The organism is Weeksella sp. HMSC059D05, from assembly GCF_001809725.1.
GTDB lineage: Bacteria > Bacteroidota > Bacteroidia > Flavobacteriales > Weeksellaceae > Weeksella > Weeksella virosa.
This window is the reverse complement of the sequence record NZ_KV798521.1, coordinates 114414-131296: the sequence shown is the minus strand read 5'-3', so window position 1 is coordinate 131296 and position 16883 is coordinate 114414. Positions and strand designations below refer to the sequence as shown.

Below are 16883 nucleotides of genomic sequence, written 5' to 3'. Positions count from 1 at the left end.
TCTATTTTAATTGATTTACTTTGACTAATTGTGCAATATTGGGTACAATTAGAGGATAAAAAGGATGTTGAGTTGTCTGGAAATCATTGAGGAATTTTTCGGTAAATGTATTCTCGAAATCATTTGCTACATATTCATTTTTATAAGCAATGGATTGGATTAATTGTGTTGCACTTTTACGCACAGGAATCATCACAAATGCATTTTCATTATCTTGTAAACGTAAATTTATGGTTTGCAAATTGATATTTTCTCGGATAGGTCTGATGTTTCTTTTCTGCAAATCGAGTGTCTCTACGGGGAACTCTATACCAAATACCGACCGATAATGTTTTCCGAAAAAGGTTTCATATGTTTGTGATTTCTTCAGATTTTTCTGATCGACTACACTCACGACTTTTTCTTTCGGAATGTTTTTATCATACACTTTTGCTAAATATTCTTTACGCGGTGTAGTCATTTCTTGAGTGTGTACCCATACAGCTTGTCCATTTTCCCAGTTGAAAAACTCCACGTCAGAAGCTCCATTCGCATACACTTTTACTTTAGCAAAGCCTTTCTTCCCATTAGAATAGTCATTTTCTCCGGCTACTTTTGCAGCAGTTGCCTTCACCGAAGCTCCACTAATTATTTGCCGTACATTCCCATCCTGTAGGTATTGTAAACTCCGATCGTGAGCAGAAAAAATCAGAACATTTTCTCGTTTCCCGATTATGGTAGAAACACGTTGGGTAAAATCTCGATATCGATGGCTTTGTAAATCTTGACTGGTAAGCCCGGTAGTAGCTCGAACCAAATTGACAAAGGATCCAATAACGGGCATCGGGATTCTATTTTCGATAGGAAATAATTGATCTTGTACCGAAAACTTACCGCCATGTTTCCCATTAGATATCACTGGATGATGCATCGCAATAATTGTTATTCTATTTTGATAATCGTTTAGTTTATTTTGCAATTCGGTAAAGAACAATTCCCGTGTCTGAATAGGACAATTTTCGGTAGCTTTTGGATGATCGCTCCAATCTTCCAAGAACCATTCACTATCAATAGCCAAAACAGCCAACGAATCGTTAACTTCTAGCGTTTCTATAGCGCAAATTTTAGAAGGAAGAACCTGAATAGATTTTTTTCTATAAGAAGTTTCTCTAATCATCAACGAATCGTAACCTGCTTTCCATTCATTTTCACCATTGAAAATATAGTTTTTGGCAGTTGTTGCTTTTTTCAAACTCCCTAAAACTTCAGCCTTGGCATTGTTTCCTAGCCAAAAAATACTGCTGTTTTTCGGTGCTTTCTTTAGTTCGTTTTCAATTGCTTGATATTGATTAGAATTCTTTTCAAGTCCATGGGTGTCTCCGAACAAATAAAAAGAGTGGACAACATCCGAGTTTATCTTAACTGTATTGGTAGTTATATTTTTCCCTCTTTGTGCAGTATGCGTTGCACAAGAGAAGAAAACAACTGTTGCAAGCAACGCAAGCATAGTTGTATATGAAACTTGCTTAAAAAAGCGGTTTTTCTTTCCCATTCCTTTGCTCTATTTCTGTACAAAGATAATGGGAAAGTATGGATATTTAATCTATTTTTGAGGGTATATTTCTCTAGTTATCTTGTATAAACCAATCGTTTATCGGTCGAAAGATTGGCATCGAACTGATACCCCATTCCATCAAAATTTTTCAGTTCTTCTATTTCTTTGCATTGATGCTCTGCACACCAACGCACCATTTCACCACGTGCATGTTTGAAATACATCATAATCTTTTTCAATTTTCCGTCCTTGAAATCCATAAAATCTATTTCGATCAATGGTGAGTTTAGCTTTTTCTTGTCCAATGCTTTCACATATTCATTGCTTGCTAAATTGATTATGGTTTCGTCTTTTTGGGTATGATTATTAACGTATTCTGTTAATTGTGCTCGCCAAATTTCGTACAAATCTTTAGATTTTTCTACAGGAAGTTTAGTGCCCATTTCTAATCGATACAACATTATCTGATCCGAAGGGCGCAATAATCCATACAAACCCGATAAAATAAATAAATTTTTATCCAAATATTTCTGTCCTTCTGTAGATAGTTCTTCTGGTTTTATTCCTCTATAAACTTCACCTGCAAAGGCAGTTATTGCTTGAGTTGTTTGTTTATCATTGGGTTGGGCTGTCCATACCAGATTACGTTCTACGTTGATCTCTGCTAAATTGGTAGAGATTTTCATCAGGTTTTGTAGTTCTTGTACATTTTTATTTCGTAGCTCCTGCATAATTTTTTCAGAAGTTTCTAAAAATTGAGGATGTGTAGATTTTTTCCAAACCGATTTTGGATTAATATCCATCAATTTCGCAGGTGAAATCAGTATTTTCATGCTAAAGTTTTCTTATAAAAATTCATTAATATCGCCTTTGCCTTCGCGCAAAATAACCATTTCATTTTCTGTTGCATCGATAATACTTGAAGCTACATTATCACCATAACCACTATCGATTACAACATCGACCAATTTGTCCCATTTCTCTGCAATAAGCTCTGGGTCGGTTGTATATTCTAGAATTTCATCTTCATCATAAATGGATGTTGAGGCTATTGGATTCCCTAATTTTTCGACAATTCTTCTAGGCACCAAATGGTCAGGCACTCGAATTCCTACGGTTTTTTTCCCTTTATAAGCCAAAGGTAAATTTCCCGAAGCTTGCAAAACAAATGTAAATGGGCCAGGCAATGCCCTTTTAAGGACTTTGAAAGTTGAGTTGGATATTGGTCGGGTGAAGTTTGAAAGATGACTCAAATCATTACAAACTATAGAAAATTGGGATTTATCAAGTTTCACTCCTTTCAATCGTGCCAAGTTTTCCATGGCTTTGTAATTCGTAATATCACACCCTAAACCATAAACCGTATCGGAAGGGTAGATTATTAATCCTCCTTGTTTTAGGACTTCGACCACTTGATCGATTGCTTTTTCTTGTGGATTGTCTGGATGTATTCGGATTAGTTTAGCCATAGTAAAAGGATTTACACAAAGATAATGAGAATCTTCGGAAAAAATTAAACATTTGCCTAATGTACTTTTACACCTCTATTTTTATTAATTTTCGGTAGAATATTCTTTCTGAGGAGTCTTTTCTCATTTTTGACTATTCTATAAATAAGAGTGCTTTTTTTATGTCTTCATACGTGAGTTCACCCTGCAAATAGTCGTAAATAGGTTTGAGGATTTTATTTTCTTCAAACTCAATTTCACTGTACGCATAACGCACTTTTTCTATGATCGATTGTTCGGGTCGGAAACGCTTCAAATCAAATTCGGCTCCTGCTTCTTTTAGTTTGGTAAGGTGATCAACAATCGACGAACTGGTAAGTCCTCTTTTATCGGCTATTTCATCAATACTCAATCCTTCATTCACTAAGTCTAGTGTGATAAGAATTGTTGATTTTTTAGGCTCTTTTTTGGCTTTGTTCAGTTTTTCTAAATTTTTATTTATTTGTTTTTTATCAAACGTTCCTCCGAAACGACGTATGCATCTAGTCCAAGTTTCTTTGAGAGATTCTTCGTCTAATTGTTGGTTGATATGTGCAGAAAGTTCCTGAAACCGTTTGTCGGCTTTCATTGCCAGTGAGTCTATTTGCAATGCTGTTTCATTTAGACCATGCAAATGCAAAGATTGTAAATCTCGTAAGCGAGAAAGTGCCACATAACCTTGTCCTTTTTCGAATGCCTTAGAAAGATCTATATAAGCAGAATCGAGTGTCATCCCTTGTGATTTGTGAATGGTTATCGCCCATGCCAAGCGAAGAGGTATTTGTGTAAACGATGCCAAAGCTTTCCCGTGTTCGTCTTCTATTGCCCAAGTTTCGGGTTTTGCGATCAAGAATTCGTTGTCTAAAGTTTTGACAATCGGATCGTTTTTTTCGGTATAGCCACTTACATACCCTAAAGTGCCATTTACAAAACCAACATCGAAATTATTTCTCACGAACATTACTTTTGCACCAATTTTCAGTTCGAGAATTTCATCTGCAAGTACCGATTTTTTTAGTACTTCTATTAATGTTGGATTGCCAGAAACTTTGGCTTCGAAAATTCTAGAAGATGAATCTATATTCATTAACAAGCCTTTATTTAGTCGATCTACATCTATATTGTGAGTAAACAAACGTGTTTGAGATTCGATTTCATCGGCAAAATAAAGGATTCTAGACTCCAATAAATCGTATGTATTTTGAGTAATAATTCCAGAGCGGATTTCATTCAGAATATCATTCAACTCGTTATTCGTCTGTCGATATTGTTCTGTGAGATAGCATACATGCACATTAGAGTTTACCCATGCATCCGACATGAAACAGAATTTATCTCTAGATTCTTCCCATTCTTCACCAATTGGCGGTAACTGAAAAAAATCACCCGAAAAAACAACTTGTATACCTCCGAAGGGCTCTTCATTTTGTTTGAAAAACTTTAGCACATAATCTACAGCATCGAGCTGATTTCTGTGCAACATCGATATTTCATCGATAATAAGAACTTTAACTTTTTCCATTTTATCTCTGAAATATTTTTTTTCTCGTAACGATGTCAAATACCGATCACTTACATAATCTCGAATGCCAATTCCAGCCCAAGAATGAATCGTTTGCCCGTTCATGTGAGTGGCTGCAATCCCTGTAGAAGCAGTAACTGCTACTCCTACTCCATGTTTTTTTAGATAATCGATGTACTGATTAAGGACGTATGTTTTCCCGGCACCTGCAGAGCCTGTTAAGAAAACATTTCTACCAGATTTTAGGATTGCCAAGGCCTTCGATTGCTTCATTTTCTTTTTAGAAGTTTAGTTTTTTTTGGATGAATAACAAAGATAAGAAGAAAACTAGGATGTAAAAGCCATCTGAAATAATGAAAAAGCTATACGAATTCTTCCTTGTTTCATTGTGGTAACTATACGTTTGTTGAAACAAAAAAACCGTAAAAGATTAAATCTTATACGGTTTTTATATTTTTTTTGAGGAATTTCTTATTTCAAAATAATTCCTTGGTTTCCTTCGGTAATCTCTCCGATAATTGAACTATTATCGATTAAACTTGTTATTTTTTCTGCGTCTTTTTCTTCAACAATCACCACCATTCCAACGCCCATATTAAACGTTCCGAACATTTCATCTTCTGCAATATTACCGCGTTTTGCTAATTCTTGCATAACGGTTGGTACGTTAATTCTCGATTTATCTATTACAGCAGTTAATCCTTGGCTCAGGATTCTAGGTACATTTTCTATCAATCCTCCTCCGGTAATATGAGCAATTCCGGTCATTTCGATTCCAGCATCTTTTATTTTGAAGATATCGTTCTGGTATAATTTTGTTGGTACCAACAAAGTTTCATACAACGGTTTACCTTCAAATTCTTCATTGAAATCGCGAAAAATTTTTCTTATCAATGAAAAACCATTCGAGTGAAATCCACTTGATGGTAAGGCTACTATTTTTTGGCCGACTTGTATTTTCGTACCGTCTATAATTTCGTCTCGTTCGACAACTCCTACACAAAAACCGGCCACATCATAATCTCCTATTTGGTACATTCCGGGCATTTCTGCTGTTTCGCCACCGATAAGCGCAGTTCCTGTTTCTTTACAAGCACGAGCAATTCCTCCTACAATTTCTGCAGCAATATCAGAATCTAATTTTCCGCATGCTAGATAATCCAAAAAGAACAAAGGTTTTGCTCCATGGCATAAAATATCGTTTGCACACATAGCAAAGCAATCGATGCCGACGGTATTATAGATTTTCGAGTCTAATGCGATGCGCAATTTGGTTCCTACTCCATCGGTCCCTGACACCAAAACAGGATTTTTATATCCGCTTAGTTGATAAAAAGCACCAAAGCTTCCCAAACCATTCAAGACATTTTCGTTATGGGTAGCTGCAACGACATCTTTTATTTTCGAGACTGTTTGGTAACCTTCTTCTTTATCAACGCCTGCTTGTTTATAGGTATTACTCATTTTTTCTATTTTTTTTTGATTGGATGCTGCACATTAATCAATATGCAAAGTTTTATTTTCAGTTTCTTCTTCTATCGAATAGTTGACTGGATATTTTTCGGTAAAACATCCAAAGCAATGTTCATCACTTCCTAACAATTCCATCAGATTTTTTACCGTAAGAAAATCTAGTGAATCTACTTGCAAATATTCTTCTACTTCTTTTATAGTCTTATTTCCAGAAATCAGATCGGTCTTAGAAGGCATATCGATCCCTAGGTAACAAGGAGCAATAATTGGTGGTGAAGCTGAACGGAAATGGATTTCTTTGGCTCCTGCTTCTTTAAGAATTTTTATCAAAAGTTTGGATGTTGTTCCGCGAACAATAGAATCATCTAGAACCACCAAACGTTTACCTTTAATTTTATTCTTGATAGGATTCAGTTTCAGGTTTACAATTCGTTCGCGCATTTCTTGGGATGGAACAATAAACGAGCGCGACATATATCTGTTTTTCACCAAAATTGGTTCGTACGGGATTCCTGATGCTTCGGAGTAGCCAATGGCTGATGGGATTCCTGAATCGGGAACACCAATCACCAAATCTGCATCAACAGGCGATTGTTCGAATAGTTTCCGACCAGAGTCTACGCGCAGATCATAGATTTCTTTGCCTTGTATATTAGAGTCTGGACGAGCAAAATAAATGTATTCGAACGCACAAACACGTTGTTCTTTATTTTGTTTTAGCCAATATGAATGTACGCCTTTTTCGTTTACGATAACTATTTCGCCAGGTTCTACCGAACGAATAAATTCGGCTCCTACCGCATCCAAGGCACAGGTTTCTGAGCAGAAAATATACGCATCATTCAGTTTACCCATCGATAAAGGTCGAATACCATTCGGATCACGAAATGCAGCCATTTGGTTGTTGGTCAATAACAGAACCGAGTAAGCTCCTTTTACTTTTTCGGTTCCTTTTTGGATGGCTTCTACTAAATTTAGATTAGAGTATTTTTGTATAGATCGTAAGAGTACTTCGGTGTCTGAGGTTGCTAGAAATGGTAAACCTTCGGCTTCGAGTTCAGCTCTCAGCTTGTCTACTTCAATCAAATTTCCATTGTGTGCAATCGAGAAATGTGGCTTCCCATAAATGTTGTAGGTATACAAAGGTTGTATGTTACGTCTACTTCCTCCACCAGCTGTAGTATAGCGGGTATGACCAATTGCTGCATTACCTTGATATTCTTCGATTTCAGCCTCCATGGTTTTGAAAACATCCAAAACTAAACCTGTTTTCTTAACGGTTTTTATGTTTCCATCTTTCAGAAAAGACACTCCACAAGCTTCTTGTCCTCGGTGTTGCAAAGCAAACAACCCAAATTGTGTGATTGAGTAAGTGTTAATCGGATTTGGAGAGTATACTCCGAAAATTCCACACTCTTCATTCATACTATCTACTGTATCCGATGCATATTTTTTTAGCAGGTTACGTTGATAAAAATCAAAAGTATAGAAATCTTTTAGCTGTTTTTTGTAAAAATTCTTATCGATCATTCTCTCGAGACAGAAAGGTTATTTTACTATTGCCGATAAACGGTTATACACTTCATGATAAGCTTCTGAGACATCGCCCAAATCTCTACGAAAACGATCTTTGTCTAATTTCTTACCTGTTTCTACATCCCATAAACGACAAGTGTCTGGAGATATTTCATCCGCTAAAATAATATTGCCTTCTGCATCTTTACCGAATTCTATCTTGAAATCTGCCAAAATCAAACCAGCTTCTAAGAAAAGTTCTTTTAGTGCTTCGTTTATTTTATCGGTTAATTTATACAGCTCTTCTAATTCATCATAGGTCGCAGCTCCTAATAAAACTGCATGATGATCGTTGATAAGTGGATCTCCCAATTCATCTTTTTTATAACATAAGTCGAAAATGGTTATCGGGGATTTCGCTCCTTCTTCTAACCCAAGTCGCTGCGCCATAGAACCAGCTACGTAGTTACGCACAACCATTTCTAATGGAATGATTGATACTTTTTTCACCAATTGTTCGCGATCATTCAACTGTTCGATAAAATGGGTAGGAATTCCTTTATTCATTAAATAATGAAAAATAAGCGTCGAAATTTTATTGTTCATTTCGCCTTTATCTTTCACCGTTCCTCTTTTCTGTGCATTAAAAGCAGTTGCATCGTCTTTGTAATAAACAATTACTTTGTCTGCTTCTTCTGTTGCATAGACTTGTTTGGCTTTTCCTTCGTAAATGAAGTCTTTTTTTGTTAAGCTCATGGGTGTTGTTTGTAATTAAAAAACTTGTTTTTTTGTTTTGTTTGAAATGAAAATGTTCATTTCGGGTGTTTGTTATTGTTTGTTGTTTGTTCTAATATACTAGTTTTAGGATAGAAACGATATTATTTTTGTAGGGATTTTCCTTCTACCTTTTCTTATCCTTTAAAATAATCTACTGCATTCTTGAATATATTCATATAAGAAGAGTCGGGTATGTTTTTGAACAAGCCTTCTTCATATCGTTCCGGATGCCCCATTCTACCATAAATCTTACCACAAGGAGATACAATTCCTTCGACAGCAAAGGTAGAACCATTAGGATTGTATGGCATTTTACTGGCTAAATTACTTTCTAAATCTACATATTGTGTAGCGATTTGTCCTTTTTCTATCAGTAAATTCAATGCTTTTTCATTGGCAACAAAACGACCTTCGCCATGCGAAATTGGCACCCAATATTCTTGTCCGCCCATTCCTTTCAACCAAGGAGAATGTGATTTGTTTACACGTACTTTTGCCAATTGCGACACATGTCGTCCGATTTCATTAAACGTTAAAGTAGGCATATCTACTTCTAAGTTTTGTAGTCGCCCGAAAGGTAAAAGTCCAGATTTGATGAGTGCCTGAAATCCGTTACAGATTCCCAAAATCAATCCATCACGATCGAGTAAGTTGTGAATTGCTTTTTTTATTTCTTCATTTCGGAGAACCGTTGCGATAAATTTCCCTGAACCATCTGGTTCATCTGCCGCTGAAAATCCACCAGGAATGAAGAAAATATTTGCTTTGTTTATTTCGTCTACATAGACTTTCACCGACTCTGCAATAGCTTCTTTGCTAAGATTTCTGAAGGGAACAGAAACTACCTTTGCACCTTCTCTTTCGAATGCCTTGGCCGAATCGTACTCTGAATTGGTTCCAGGAAAAACAGGTATAAAAACTCTTGGTTTTTCTACTTTATGACTCGGATAAGCGAAACAAATTTGCTCTGCTTTAAGCGGTTGGTCAACTACTTTATTTTTTGGTTCGATGGTCGAAGGAAACAATGGCTCGAAAGTCGATTTCCATTTCGATTTCAGATCCAAAAGATCAATTTTATCATCATTAAATTCTAAAACTGTTTCAGTTTGCGTTTTTCCGATTGTAAAATAATTAGCGTTGATTTCTGATGGAACCTCGATTTCATTTTCATGTTCGATGATAATTGCACCTGGATAATAACGAGCAAGCTCGAGCGAAGTATTCAGTTGAACTCCAATCTCATTACCAAATGCCATATTGGCAAGTGTTTCGGCAATTCCACCCAATTTTACGGTCATCATAGAGCGAACATTCTCTCGATCTAATTGATGAATGAAACTGAAAATTGCTTTTGTATTTGCTTCCTCTAACAAATAATCTTCTGTTTGTTTTGGTATAAAAATCGATAGCAAAGAATCGGTTTTTGCCAATGTTCCTTGCACAACTTTTTCTACTTTAGAGGGGGCAACAGCAAAAGATATTAAGGTTGGCGGAACATCTATATCTTGATATGACCCCGACATCGAATCTTTACCACCGATGGCAGGTGTACCAAATTGTCTTTGTGCTTCGATGGTACCTAGCAAAGCTGCAAAAGGTTTCCCCCAGCGGGTAGCTTCTTCTCGTAAACGCTCGAAATATTCTTGGAATGTTAATCGAATATCGGTATAATTTGCTCCTGCCGCAACCAATTTTGTTATCGAATCGATTACTGCAAAATAGGCTCCGTGATAATTCGACCAACGACTAAGTTTTGGATTGTAACCAAAAGCTGCCATAGAAACACTTGTGGTAAAGCCATTTGCAGGAAACTTTTGCACCGAAACATCTTCGGGAGTATCCATTGTTTTTCCTCCAAAAGCATTGAGAACTGTTGAGCGTCCGACATTGTTATCAAACATCTCGACCATTCCTTTCTGTGATGCATGATTCAACTCTTGCATCATTTGTATAAATTGTTCTTTATTAAATTCTTTTTGTTCGAACGGATTCGGATATTCTTCATCCGTCACTATGACTTTTGCTTGCTTACGAACTCCGTTGGTATCGAGAAATTTTCGATCAATTTCTACTATTTTCTTTCCTCTCCAAACCAAAGTCATCGTCTCATCATCGGTAACATCGGCTACGCAAGTTGCATCTAAGTTTTCTTCTTTTGCCAAAGCTATAAATGTATCTACATCTTTGGCTTCTACGGCAACGGCCATACGTTCTTGAGATTCTGAGATGGCTAATTCGGTTCCGTTAAGTCCTGCATATTTCAAAGGAACTTTATCTAAATCGATGTAAATACCGCGAGCGATTTCACCAATTGCAACCGAAACCCCACCTGCACCAAAGTCGTTACATTTCTTAATTAATTTTAACACTTCTGGATTACGGAATAAACGCTGAATTTTACGCTCTACTATTGCATTTCCTTTTTGCACTTCTGCCGAAAGATCATCCAAATCGAGACCGTCATGCGTTTTTGATGAGCCTGATGCACCGCCTACTCCATCGCGTCCGGTAGCGCCTCCTAACAAAATAATTTTATCGCCAGCGACTGGCTCTTCCCTCCGAACATACTCTTTTTTTACAGCTCCTGCCACAAAACCGACCTCCATACGTTTTGCTTTATAACCTTCGTCGTATATTTCTTTCACAAATGTTGTCGCTAATCCTATCTGATTTCCATAAGAACTATATCCATTTGCGGCTTCTTTAGAAATTTTGCGTTGTGGCAATTTTCCGGGTAATGTATTTTCTATTTTTTCTAACGGATTGGCTGCTCCTGATATTCTCATCGCCTGAAACACATACGATCGACCGCTTAAAGGGTCGCGAATAGCGCCACCAACACAGGTAGAAGCCCCTCCATAGGGTTCTACTTCGGTAGGATGGTTATGGGTTTCGTTCTTGAATTGTAGCAACCATTCTTCTTCTTCACCATCGATATCTATTGGCACTACAATCGAACAAGCGTTGATTTCTTCTGAAACATCTATATTTTTCACCACACCGGTGCGCGATAAATATTTCCCCATAACGGTGGCCAAATCCATTAAACGGATAGGTTTTGTGGTTCCTAATTCTTGCCGAATTTTTTGATAATATTCGAATGTTTTCTGAAGGGTTGTATTGAATTTCGACTGAAAGTCTACCTCGGTTATTTCGGTTTCGAAAGTGGTGTGTCGACAATGGTCTGACCAATAGGTATCCAAAACTTTTAGTTCTGTTTCGGTAGGATTACGCTTAATGGACTGGAAATACTCTTGGATGAATTTCAGGTCATCCATTTCTAAGGACAATCCGAAATCTGCATAGATTTTTTTCAGCTTTGATTCATCTGCCTCTACAAAACCTTCTATTACAGGAACTTCGGTTGCAGTAGGATACGACGGAATTTCCATTATAGACAAATCTTTTTCTCGAGATTCAATCGGATTTATCAAATACTCTTTTAACTTCAGCAGTTCTTCATTGGTAAGTTCTCCATTAAACACATACAACATTCCTGATTTTACCGTAACTCCTTCTACATTCATCAATAATAAACATTGTTCTGCCGAATCATCTCTTTGATTGTATTGACCTGGAAGAAATTCGGTTGCAAAAAAATTTTTTGAGTACGGAAAATTTTCAACAATCGCATCCTCATAATGCGTATATAAAATATCGGTAACCGGATCTACAAAAATTGTATTTTGCACTTTGGCTAACTGATTTTCATCGATTCCGAATAAATCGTAAATAACAAAAACCTTGCACACTGCATGTGGGACAAGGTTCTGTAGTTCTATCGTTGTTTTTTGACTGATAACGTCAAATTCTGATTTTTTCTGAATGAAGAGTCTTTGATTCATTGTCTGTTGGCACTTCTTGTGAAACTTTTCTACAACTTGTATGGCTTATAAAACAAACAATGTTTTTAGATTTTGTTCTAAAAAAATCATTTGTAGTGGCAATTTATTAAGGTCTGCCGTAGAAACACTCAACCATATTATGAGCTATACAAATGTTGTAAACTAAATGTAACTATTTCCTTTACGTTAAGGTGGTACAAAATTACAAAGAATATTAAAATTATCAAATCATTAAATATTTTTAATCATGAATCTTTTCAACATTCGTTTTCTCGAAACTTAAGATTTGCTTAAGACTAACTTTTCCTCTTTCTTAAATCATCCTACCTGCTTACTTTTGAGAGGAATTTTAACCTCAATACTCATGAAAAAATGCTTCGATAACCGATACAGCATAGTCCTGTTCTTCAGTCTTTTACTTATTTCTTTATCTTTTCTAATCCGAATAATTTTTGCTATTTGGGTTTACCAAGATTTCGATTGGCATTTGACTTCCGTTCTTCCTACTTTATTTTTTGGATTGTTGTACGATGTTGCTGTAGCAAGTTGTTTCACCTTGTTTTTTAGCATTTACTTTCTACTACTCTCCTACAACAAGAACTGTTCGGGGAATGGAAGCTGTTACACTCTCGATTCCTCCGACACCGGGCAACAGCATTGTGAAACGCGTCGATAACCAAAACTTGTACACGATTTCTTCTGTTTTTAAAGATAAAGGTTATCAGAATCTATTTTTTTATGGTGACGATGGTTATTTTGATAATATGAATGCGTTTTTTGGAGTAAATAATTTTGATATTTATGATCGTGGACGAGGAAGTATTTTGAGTGATAAAATCAATACCAAACGTTATACAATTAAGGATGACGAAGTAACCTTCGAGAATGCGTGGGGAATTGCAGATGACGATATTTATCGAAAAGTACTGAAAGTTGCTGATGAAAAATATTCTACAAAACAACCATTTTTTGCATCCGTCATGACGACCTCCAATCATAAACCCTACACTTACGAAGCCGGAAAAATAGACATTCCTTCAGGAAGCGGAAGACAGGGCGCAGTGAAATATGCCGATTTTGCGATAGGAGATTTTCTACAAAAAGCCAAACAAAAACCTTGGTTCCACAATACGGTATTTATTTTTATTGCCGACCACTGTGCAAGCAGCGCAGCTAAAGATGCGATTGATGTGAAAAACCATCACATTGCGGCATTTATTTATAATTTACCTTCACATGTCAACCAAAATGTTACACAAGAAGTTTCTCAGATCGATATTTTCCCGACATTATTTTCGATGTTGAATTGGACGTACGTTTCCCAATTCTATGGAAAAGATGTGTTCGACAAAACTTATCAACCTCGCTCTTTTGTTGGCACTTACATAAAACTCGGAATGAAAAAAGGACAAGATGTTTTTATTTTATCTGATCAAAAGAAAGGCAATCAATATATTTGGAATCATAAAGATTTGGAAGAAGTGAAAATAAATCCGAACTTTAAGAAATCGATAATATCAAATTATCAAACTGCTGATTATTTATTTAGCAATCATTTATTGAATGAAAAATAGTCTTGTTTTTTTAGTCAACCCCATTTCAGGGAGAGGAAAAGGACGTCAACTTGCTCGAAAAATTAATCGCTATTTTTCTACAAAATCAATTGATTTTGAAATTCATTTCACCCAAAATCAAGGACATGCAACTGATTTGGCCAAACGAATCATTCATCAAAATCCGAAAACAATTATTGCGTGTGGCGGCGACGGAACGATCAATGAAGTTGCCCAAACCTTGATTGGGACTGGGATTCCGTTAGGGATTATTCCGATCGGTTCGGGAAATGGTTTAGCTTCTCATTTAGATATTCCGAAAAATAACCTTCAAGCTTTTGAGGTAATTTTACAACAATTTACCATGCCAATCGATGTAGGAAAAGTAAACGATTACTATTTTTTCAGTAATATCGGATTCGGTATCGATGCGGCTGTAATTCAACAATACAGTAAAAAAACAACCCGAAATTTTCTTGGATATACTCTTGCAAGTTGTAAAGCTTTACTGAAATATCGTGCGAAAAAATTTCATATCTGTATCGATCAGCAAACAAACAAAGAACAAGACTATTTTTTTCTGTTTTGTTCAAATTCTAATGAAGCAGGGTATGGCATTTCTTTTACACCCGATGCCAAAATAAACGATCATCAATTGAATTTTTTAGAAGTGAAAAAACTCAACTTTTTCGAGCAAATTCTCTTTTCTTTGCATGTACTTACGCGCCGTTTAGATAAGATGAAACAAGTATCACAACAAACGATTCAACAACTCGAAATTATCACAGACGAATCAGAAATATTGGCTCAAATCGATGGTGAAGCAGTAATTTTTCCGACCAATAAAATTTCTATTTCCGTAGCACCAGAAGCATTAAAAGTCATCTTACCTAAAAAATTATCATGAAGAACACCACAATATTATTGGTAGAAGATGAGGTTGGAATCGCCAATTTTATGATTCAAGGTTTGCAAGAAGAAAGTATGCAAACGACGCATTGTTTCAGTGGTTTGGAGGCAATAAAAAAGCACAAGAATCTCTTTTTGATGTGATTTTACTGGATTGGATGATTTTGGATATTTCGGGTTTAGAAGTTTGCAAAACAATAAGAAATACAGAAAACATCAATCAAAATACGCCGATAATTTTTATCACAGCCAAAGATACCGTACAAGACACGATTGAAGGTTTACATGCTGGCGCAAATGATTACCTGAAAAAACCTTTTGATTTTAATGAATTGGTGGCACGAATTCGGGTTTATTTACGTGCTTCATCTTACCAAAACCGCTTGCAATTTGGTTCGATAGCGCTTGATCAACAAACGCATCATGTTTATTCTAACCAAGAATTAATTGATCTTACCCACAAAGAATACGAATCATTACAATATCTTTTCATACATAAAAATCGTGCTTGTACCCGAAAAGAAATTCTAGAAAATGTTTGGGATATTCATTTTGATTACGACAGCAGTGTAATCGACGTTTTTGTGAATGCAATCCGAAAAAAAATGAACCTAAAAAAGATGATCCTCGGCTGCGAACCATTCGTGGAGTAGGATTTATGAGTAGCGATATTTGAGAAAATTGCCCTAAAAAATAGAATTGCCCTTTACTACAGCTTTACCTTTTCGGTGATTCTATTGCTGATTTGTGGCTCTATTTATTTTACGGTTTATCGTGGAATCAACCAAACGATGAAAGAAACTTTGAACAAAGAAATCGAACATCATGTTGCCTTTGTAGCTCAGCAAGACACGTTTCTTGAATTTGTAGAACCAAGAGAATGGGAAGAAATCGAACATACAGATTTAGCTTTGAATCCGGTTTTTATTGCGATCTACGATACTCATTTTCATTTGGTAGAAAAATCGCCTAACTTGGTTCAGAATCAAATTCCATGAAACAAAAAGAAAAAAGAAAACACTCCATACTCTACCAAAATCAATTCTTTTGATTTGCTTATTTCACAAGCAAAACTAATTCATCATGGTGAAATTGTAGGGTATGTGGTGATAGGATTTTCGCCAAAACACCACGAATTGGCGTTGGATTATTTACGTTTGGTTTTATTGATTTTATTTCCGGTTTCGGTTTTGGTAATTTTAATTTCTGCACGATGGATTGCAGCCAAAGCCATTCGACCAGTATTCGATATTATCGATACTGCACAATCGATTTCAGAAAGTACTTTATCCCAACGAGTTCCGCTTCCAACAAGGAAAGATGAATTGTATCAGTTGGCAAAAACAATCAATTCTTTATTGGATCGATTAGAATATCAGATCATCAAAGCCAAACAATTTTCGGCCGATGCTTCTCATGAATTACGAACACCGTTAACGATTATAAAAGGAACTTTAGGAATTTTGATTCGACGAAAACGAACACAAGAAGAATATCAGGATAAAATAAACTATACCCTAAAACAAATCGATCGTTTAGATGCTTTGGTCGAACAATTTTTACTTTTATCGCGCGTAGAAAATAATAGTTTGCAACTAAAGAAAACCAATTTCGATCTAAAAGCAGAAGTTTTACATACGCTCGAACGCTTCGATTTGTTGCTACACGAAAAACAAATCACTACAAAAATTAATCAACTCCATTCCTTTACTACCGAAAATTATCGAGAATTTATCGAAATTATTTTGGATAATATTTTGTCTAATGCTATAAAATATACTTCACCAAAAGGACAGATTACCCTCTCATCTAAGCAAGAAGAAAACACGTACATCTTGTCGATAAAAGATAACGGAATCGGCATGAAATCGGAAGATGTTATGCGAATAGAAAATCGACATTTTCGGTCGGATGACGTAGAAACGAAACTTTTTCTGGAGTTGGTTTGGGTCTGAATATCGCAAAAAAATTGGCTGACTTAGCGGAAATAGATTGGACGATAAAAAGCGTGAAAGAAATAGGAACTGAAATTCAGTTGAAATTCTACAATAAGAAGTAAAAAAAACAATTTGTAGAAGCAAATTTCGATGGTTTGCTGTAGAAACACTCAACCGTATTATGAGTTTATACAAATGTTTTTAATTGAAAAAAAACTTTAAAAACTAAAATTACTCTTATTTACTAACAGTGATTCGGTTGCAAATTTATAAATCTTTTACTATTACGCAAAAATTACGCAAAAAAAATATTAGTTTTCGATGATTTAAC

Annotated in this window: 14 protein-coding genes and 2 riboswitches; of the genes, 6 read left to right on the top strand and 8 right to left on the bottom strand. The window is 35.8% G+C overall.

The genetic code is table 11. From position 1 onward, the window contains the following. Position 1: 1 nt before the first annotated feature. The 8 genes from HMPREF2660_RS10725 to HMPREF2660_RS02090 all read right to left on the bottom strand — a co-directional run bounded on the left by HMPREF2660_RS10725 (position 2) and on the right by HMPREF2660_RS02090 (position 12153). The gene (locus tag HMPREF2660_RS10725; protein WP_083299041.1) at positions 2-1531 is read right to left on the bottom strand and encodes a hypothetical protein; all 1530 of its coding nucleotides are present in this window, start codon (positions 1529-1531) and stop codon (positions 2-4) included. Between the two features lie 77 nt (positions 1532-1608). Continuing rightward, positions 1609-2367, bottom strand: a complete 759-nt coding sequence (yaaA, locus tag HMPREF2660_RS02120) for a peroxide stress protein YaaA (RefSeq protein ID WP_070485490.1) — start codon at positions 2365-2367, stop codon at positions 1609-1611. A 12-nt stretch (positions 2368-2379) separates the two neighbouring features. Continuing rightward, positions 2380-3003: an L-threonylcarbamoyladenylate synthase gene (locus tag HMPREF2660_RS02115; protein WP_013598708.1), complete on the bottom strand. Its 624-nt coding sequence runs from the start codon at positions 3001-3003 to the stop codon at positions 2380-2382. A 133-nt stretch (positions 3004-3136) separates the two neighbouring features. Beyond that, the gene (locus tag HMPREF2660_RS02110) at positions 3137-4816 is read right to left on the bottom strand and encodes a helix-turn-helix domain-containing protein (protein WP_070485489.1); all 1680 of its coding nucleotides are present in this window, start codon (positions 4814-4816) and stop codon (positions 3137-3139) included. Between the two features lie 198 nt (positions 4817-5014). Beyond that, on the bottom strand, positions 5015-6007 hold the full coding sequence (gene purM, locus HMPREF2660_RS02105; RefSeq protein ID WP_013598706.1) for a phosphoribosylformylglycinamidine cyclo-ligase: 993 nt from the start codon (positions 6005-6007) through the stop codon (positions 5015-5017). Between the two features lie 33 nt (positions 6008-6040). Further along, entirely contained in the window at positions 6041-7546 is a 1506-nt protein-coding gene (purF, locus tag HMPREF2660_RS02100; RefSeq protein WP_013598705.1) for an amidophosphoribosyltransferase, read from the bottom strand. A gap of 18 nt (positions 7547-7564) precedes the next feature. Next, positions 7565-8287, bottom strand: coding sequence for a phosphoribosylaminoimidazolesuccinocarboxamide synthase (purC, locus tag HMPREF2660_RS02095; RefSeq protein WP_070485488.1), 723 nt, complete (start codon positions 8285-8287; stop codon positions 7565-7567). 155 nt (positions 8288-8442) lie between these two features. Then, positions 8443-12153, bottom strand: a complete 3711-nt coding sequence (locus tag HMPREF2660_RS02090; protein ID WP_070485487.1) for a phosphoribosylformylglycinamidine synthase — start codon at positions 12151-12153, stop codon at positions 8443-8445. A gap of 73 nt (positions 12154-12226) precedes the next feature. Continuing rightward, positions 12227-12325, bottom strand: a riboswitch (purine riboswitch). Positions 12326-12764: 439 nt separating this feature from the next. On the opposite strand from HMPREF2660_RS02090, the gene HMPREF2660_RS02085 reads away from it, so the two are divergent. The 6 genes from HMPREF2660_RS02085 to HMPREF2660_RS02065 all read left to right on the top strand — a co-directional run bounded on the left by HMPREF2660_RS02085 (position 12765) and on the right by HMPREF2660_RS02065 (position 16570). Next, on the top strand, positions 12765-13727 hold the full coding sequence (locus HMPREF2660_RS02085) for an LTA synthase family protein (RefSeq protein WP_083299040.1): 963 nt from the start codon (positions 12765-12767) through the stop codon (positions 13725-13727). Further along, positions 13717-14613 carry a diacylglycerol/lipid kinase family protein gene (locus HMPREF2660_RS02080; protein ID WP_070485486.1) on the top strand — a complete coding sequence of 299 codons (897 nt, stop codon included), beginning with the start codon at positions 13717-13719 and terminating at the stop codon, positions 14611-14613. Before HMPREF2660_RS02085 ends, HMPREF2660_RS02080 begins: the two co-directional genes overlap by 11 nt. Next, on the top strand, positions 14610-14759 hold the full coding sequence (locus HMPREF2660_RS11090; RefSeq protein ID WP_255356396.1) for a hypothetical protein: 150 nt from the start codon (positions 14610-14612) through the stop codon (positions 14757-14759). Before HMPREF2660_RS02080 ends, HMPREF2660_RS11090 begins: the two co-directional genes overlap by 4 nt. After that, entirely contained in the window at positions 14756-15268 is a 513-nt protein-coding gene (locus HMPREF2660_RS02075) for a response regulator transcription factor (protein ID WP_255356395.1), read from the top strand. The genes HMPREF2660_RS11090 and HMPREF2660_RS02075 overlap by 4 nt, the downstream gene beginning before the upstream one ends. 138 nt (positions 15269-15406) lie before the next feature. Then, positions 15407-15613: a hypothetical protein gene (locus HMPREF2660_RS02070; protein ID WP_126414839.1), complete on the top strand. Its 207-nt coding sequence runs from the start codon at positions 15407-15409 to the stop codon at positions 15611-15613. A 54-nt stretch (positions 15614-15667) separates the two neighbouring features. Continuing rightward, a complete protein-coding gene (locus HMPREF2660_RS02065) occupies positions 15668-16570 on the top strand; it encodes a histidine kinase dimerization/phospho-acceptor domain-containing protein (RefSeq protein ID WP_070485484.1) in 903 nt (300 codons plus the stop codon). A 97-nt stretch (positions 16571-16667) separates the two neighbouring features. Further along, positions 16668-16767, bottom strand: a riboswitch (purine riboswitch). Positions 16768-16883 lie beyond the last annotated feature (116 nt).

What these genes read in the sequence shown, in the direction of transcription:
- HMPREF2660_RS10725 (WP_083299041.1), bottom strand. Translation starts at nt 1,531, where the DNA reads ATGGGAAAGAAAAACCGCTTTTTTAAGCAAGTTTCATATACAACTATG.
- yaaA (WP_070485490.1), bottom strand. Translation starts at nt 2,367, where the DNA reads ATGAAAATACTGATTTCACCTGCGAAATTGATGGATATTAATCCAAAA.
- HMPREF2660_RS02115 (WP_013598708.1), bottom strand. Translation starts at nt 3,003, where the DNA reads ATGGCTAAACTAATCCGAATACATCCAGACAATCCACAAGAAAAAGCA.
- HMPREF2660_RS02110 (WP_070485489.1), bottom strand. Translation starts at nt 4,816, where the DNA reads ATGAAGCAATCGAAGGCCTTGGCAATCCTAAAATCTGGTAGAAATGTT.
- purM (WP_013598706.1), bottom strand. Translation starts at nt 6,007, where the DNA reads ATGAGTAATACCTATAAACAAGCAGGCGTTGATAAAGAAGAAGGTTAC.
- purF (WP_013598705.1), bottom strand. Translation starts at nt 7,546, where the DNA reads ATGATCGATAAGAATTTTTACAAAAAACAGCTAAAAGATTTCTATACT.
- purC (WP_070485488.1), bottom strand. Translation starts at nt 8,287, where the DNA reads ATGAGCTTAACAAAAAAAGACTTCATTTACGAAGGAAAAGCCAAACAA.
- HMPREF2660_RS02090 (WP_070485487.1), bottom strand. Translation starts at nt 12,153, where the DNA reads ATGAATCAAAGACTCTTCATTCAGAAAAAATCAGAATTTGACGTTATC.
- HMPREF2660_RS02085 (WP_083299040.1), top strand. Translation starts at nt 12,765, where the DNA reads ATGGAAGCTGTTACACTCTCGATTCCTCCGACACCGGGCAACAGCATT.
- HMPREF2660_RS02080 (WP_070485486.1), top strand. Translation starts at nt 13,717, where the DNA reads ATGAAAAATAGTCTTGTTTTTTTAGTCAACCCCATTTCAGGGAGAGGA.
- HMPREF2660_RS11090 (WP_255356396.1), top strand. Translation starts at nt 14,610, where the DNA reads ATGAAGAACACCACAATATTATTGGTAGAAGATGAGGTTGGAATCGCC.
- HMPREF2660_RS02070 (WP_126414839.1), top strand. Translation starts at nt 15,407, where the DNA reads ATGAAAGAAACTTTGAACAAAGAAATCGAACATCATGTTGCCTTTGTA.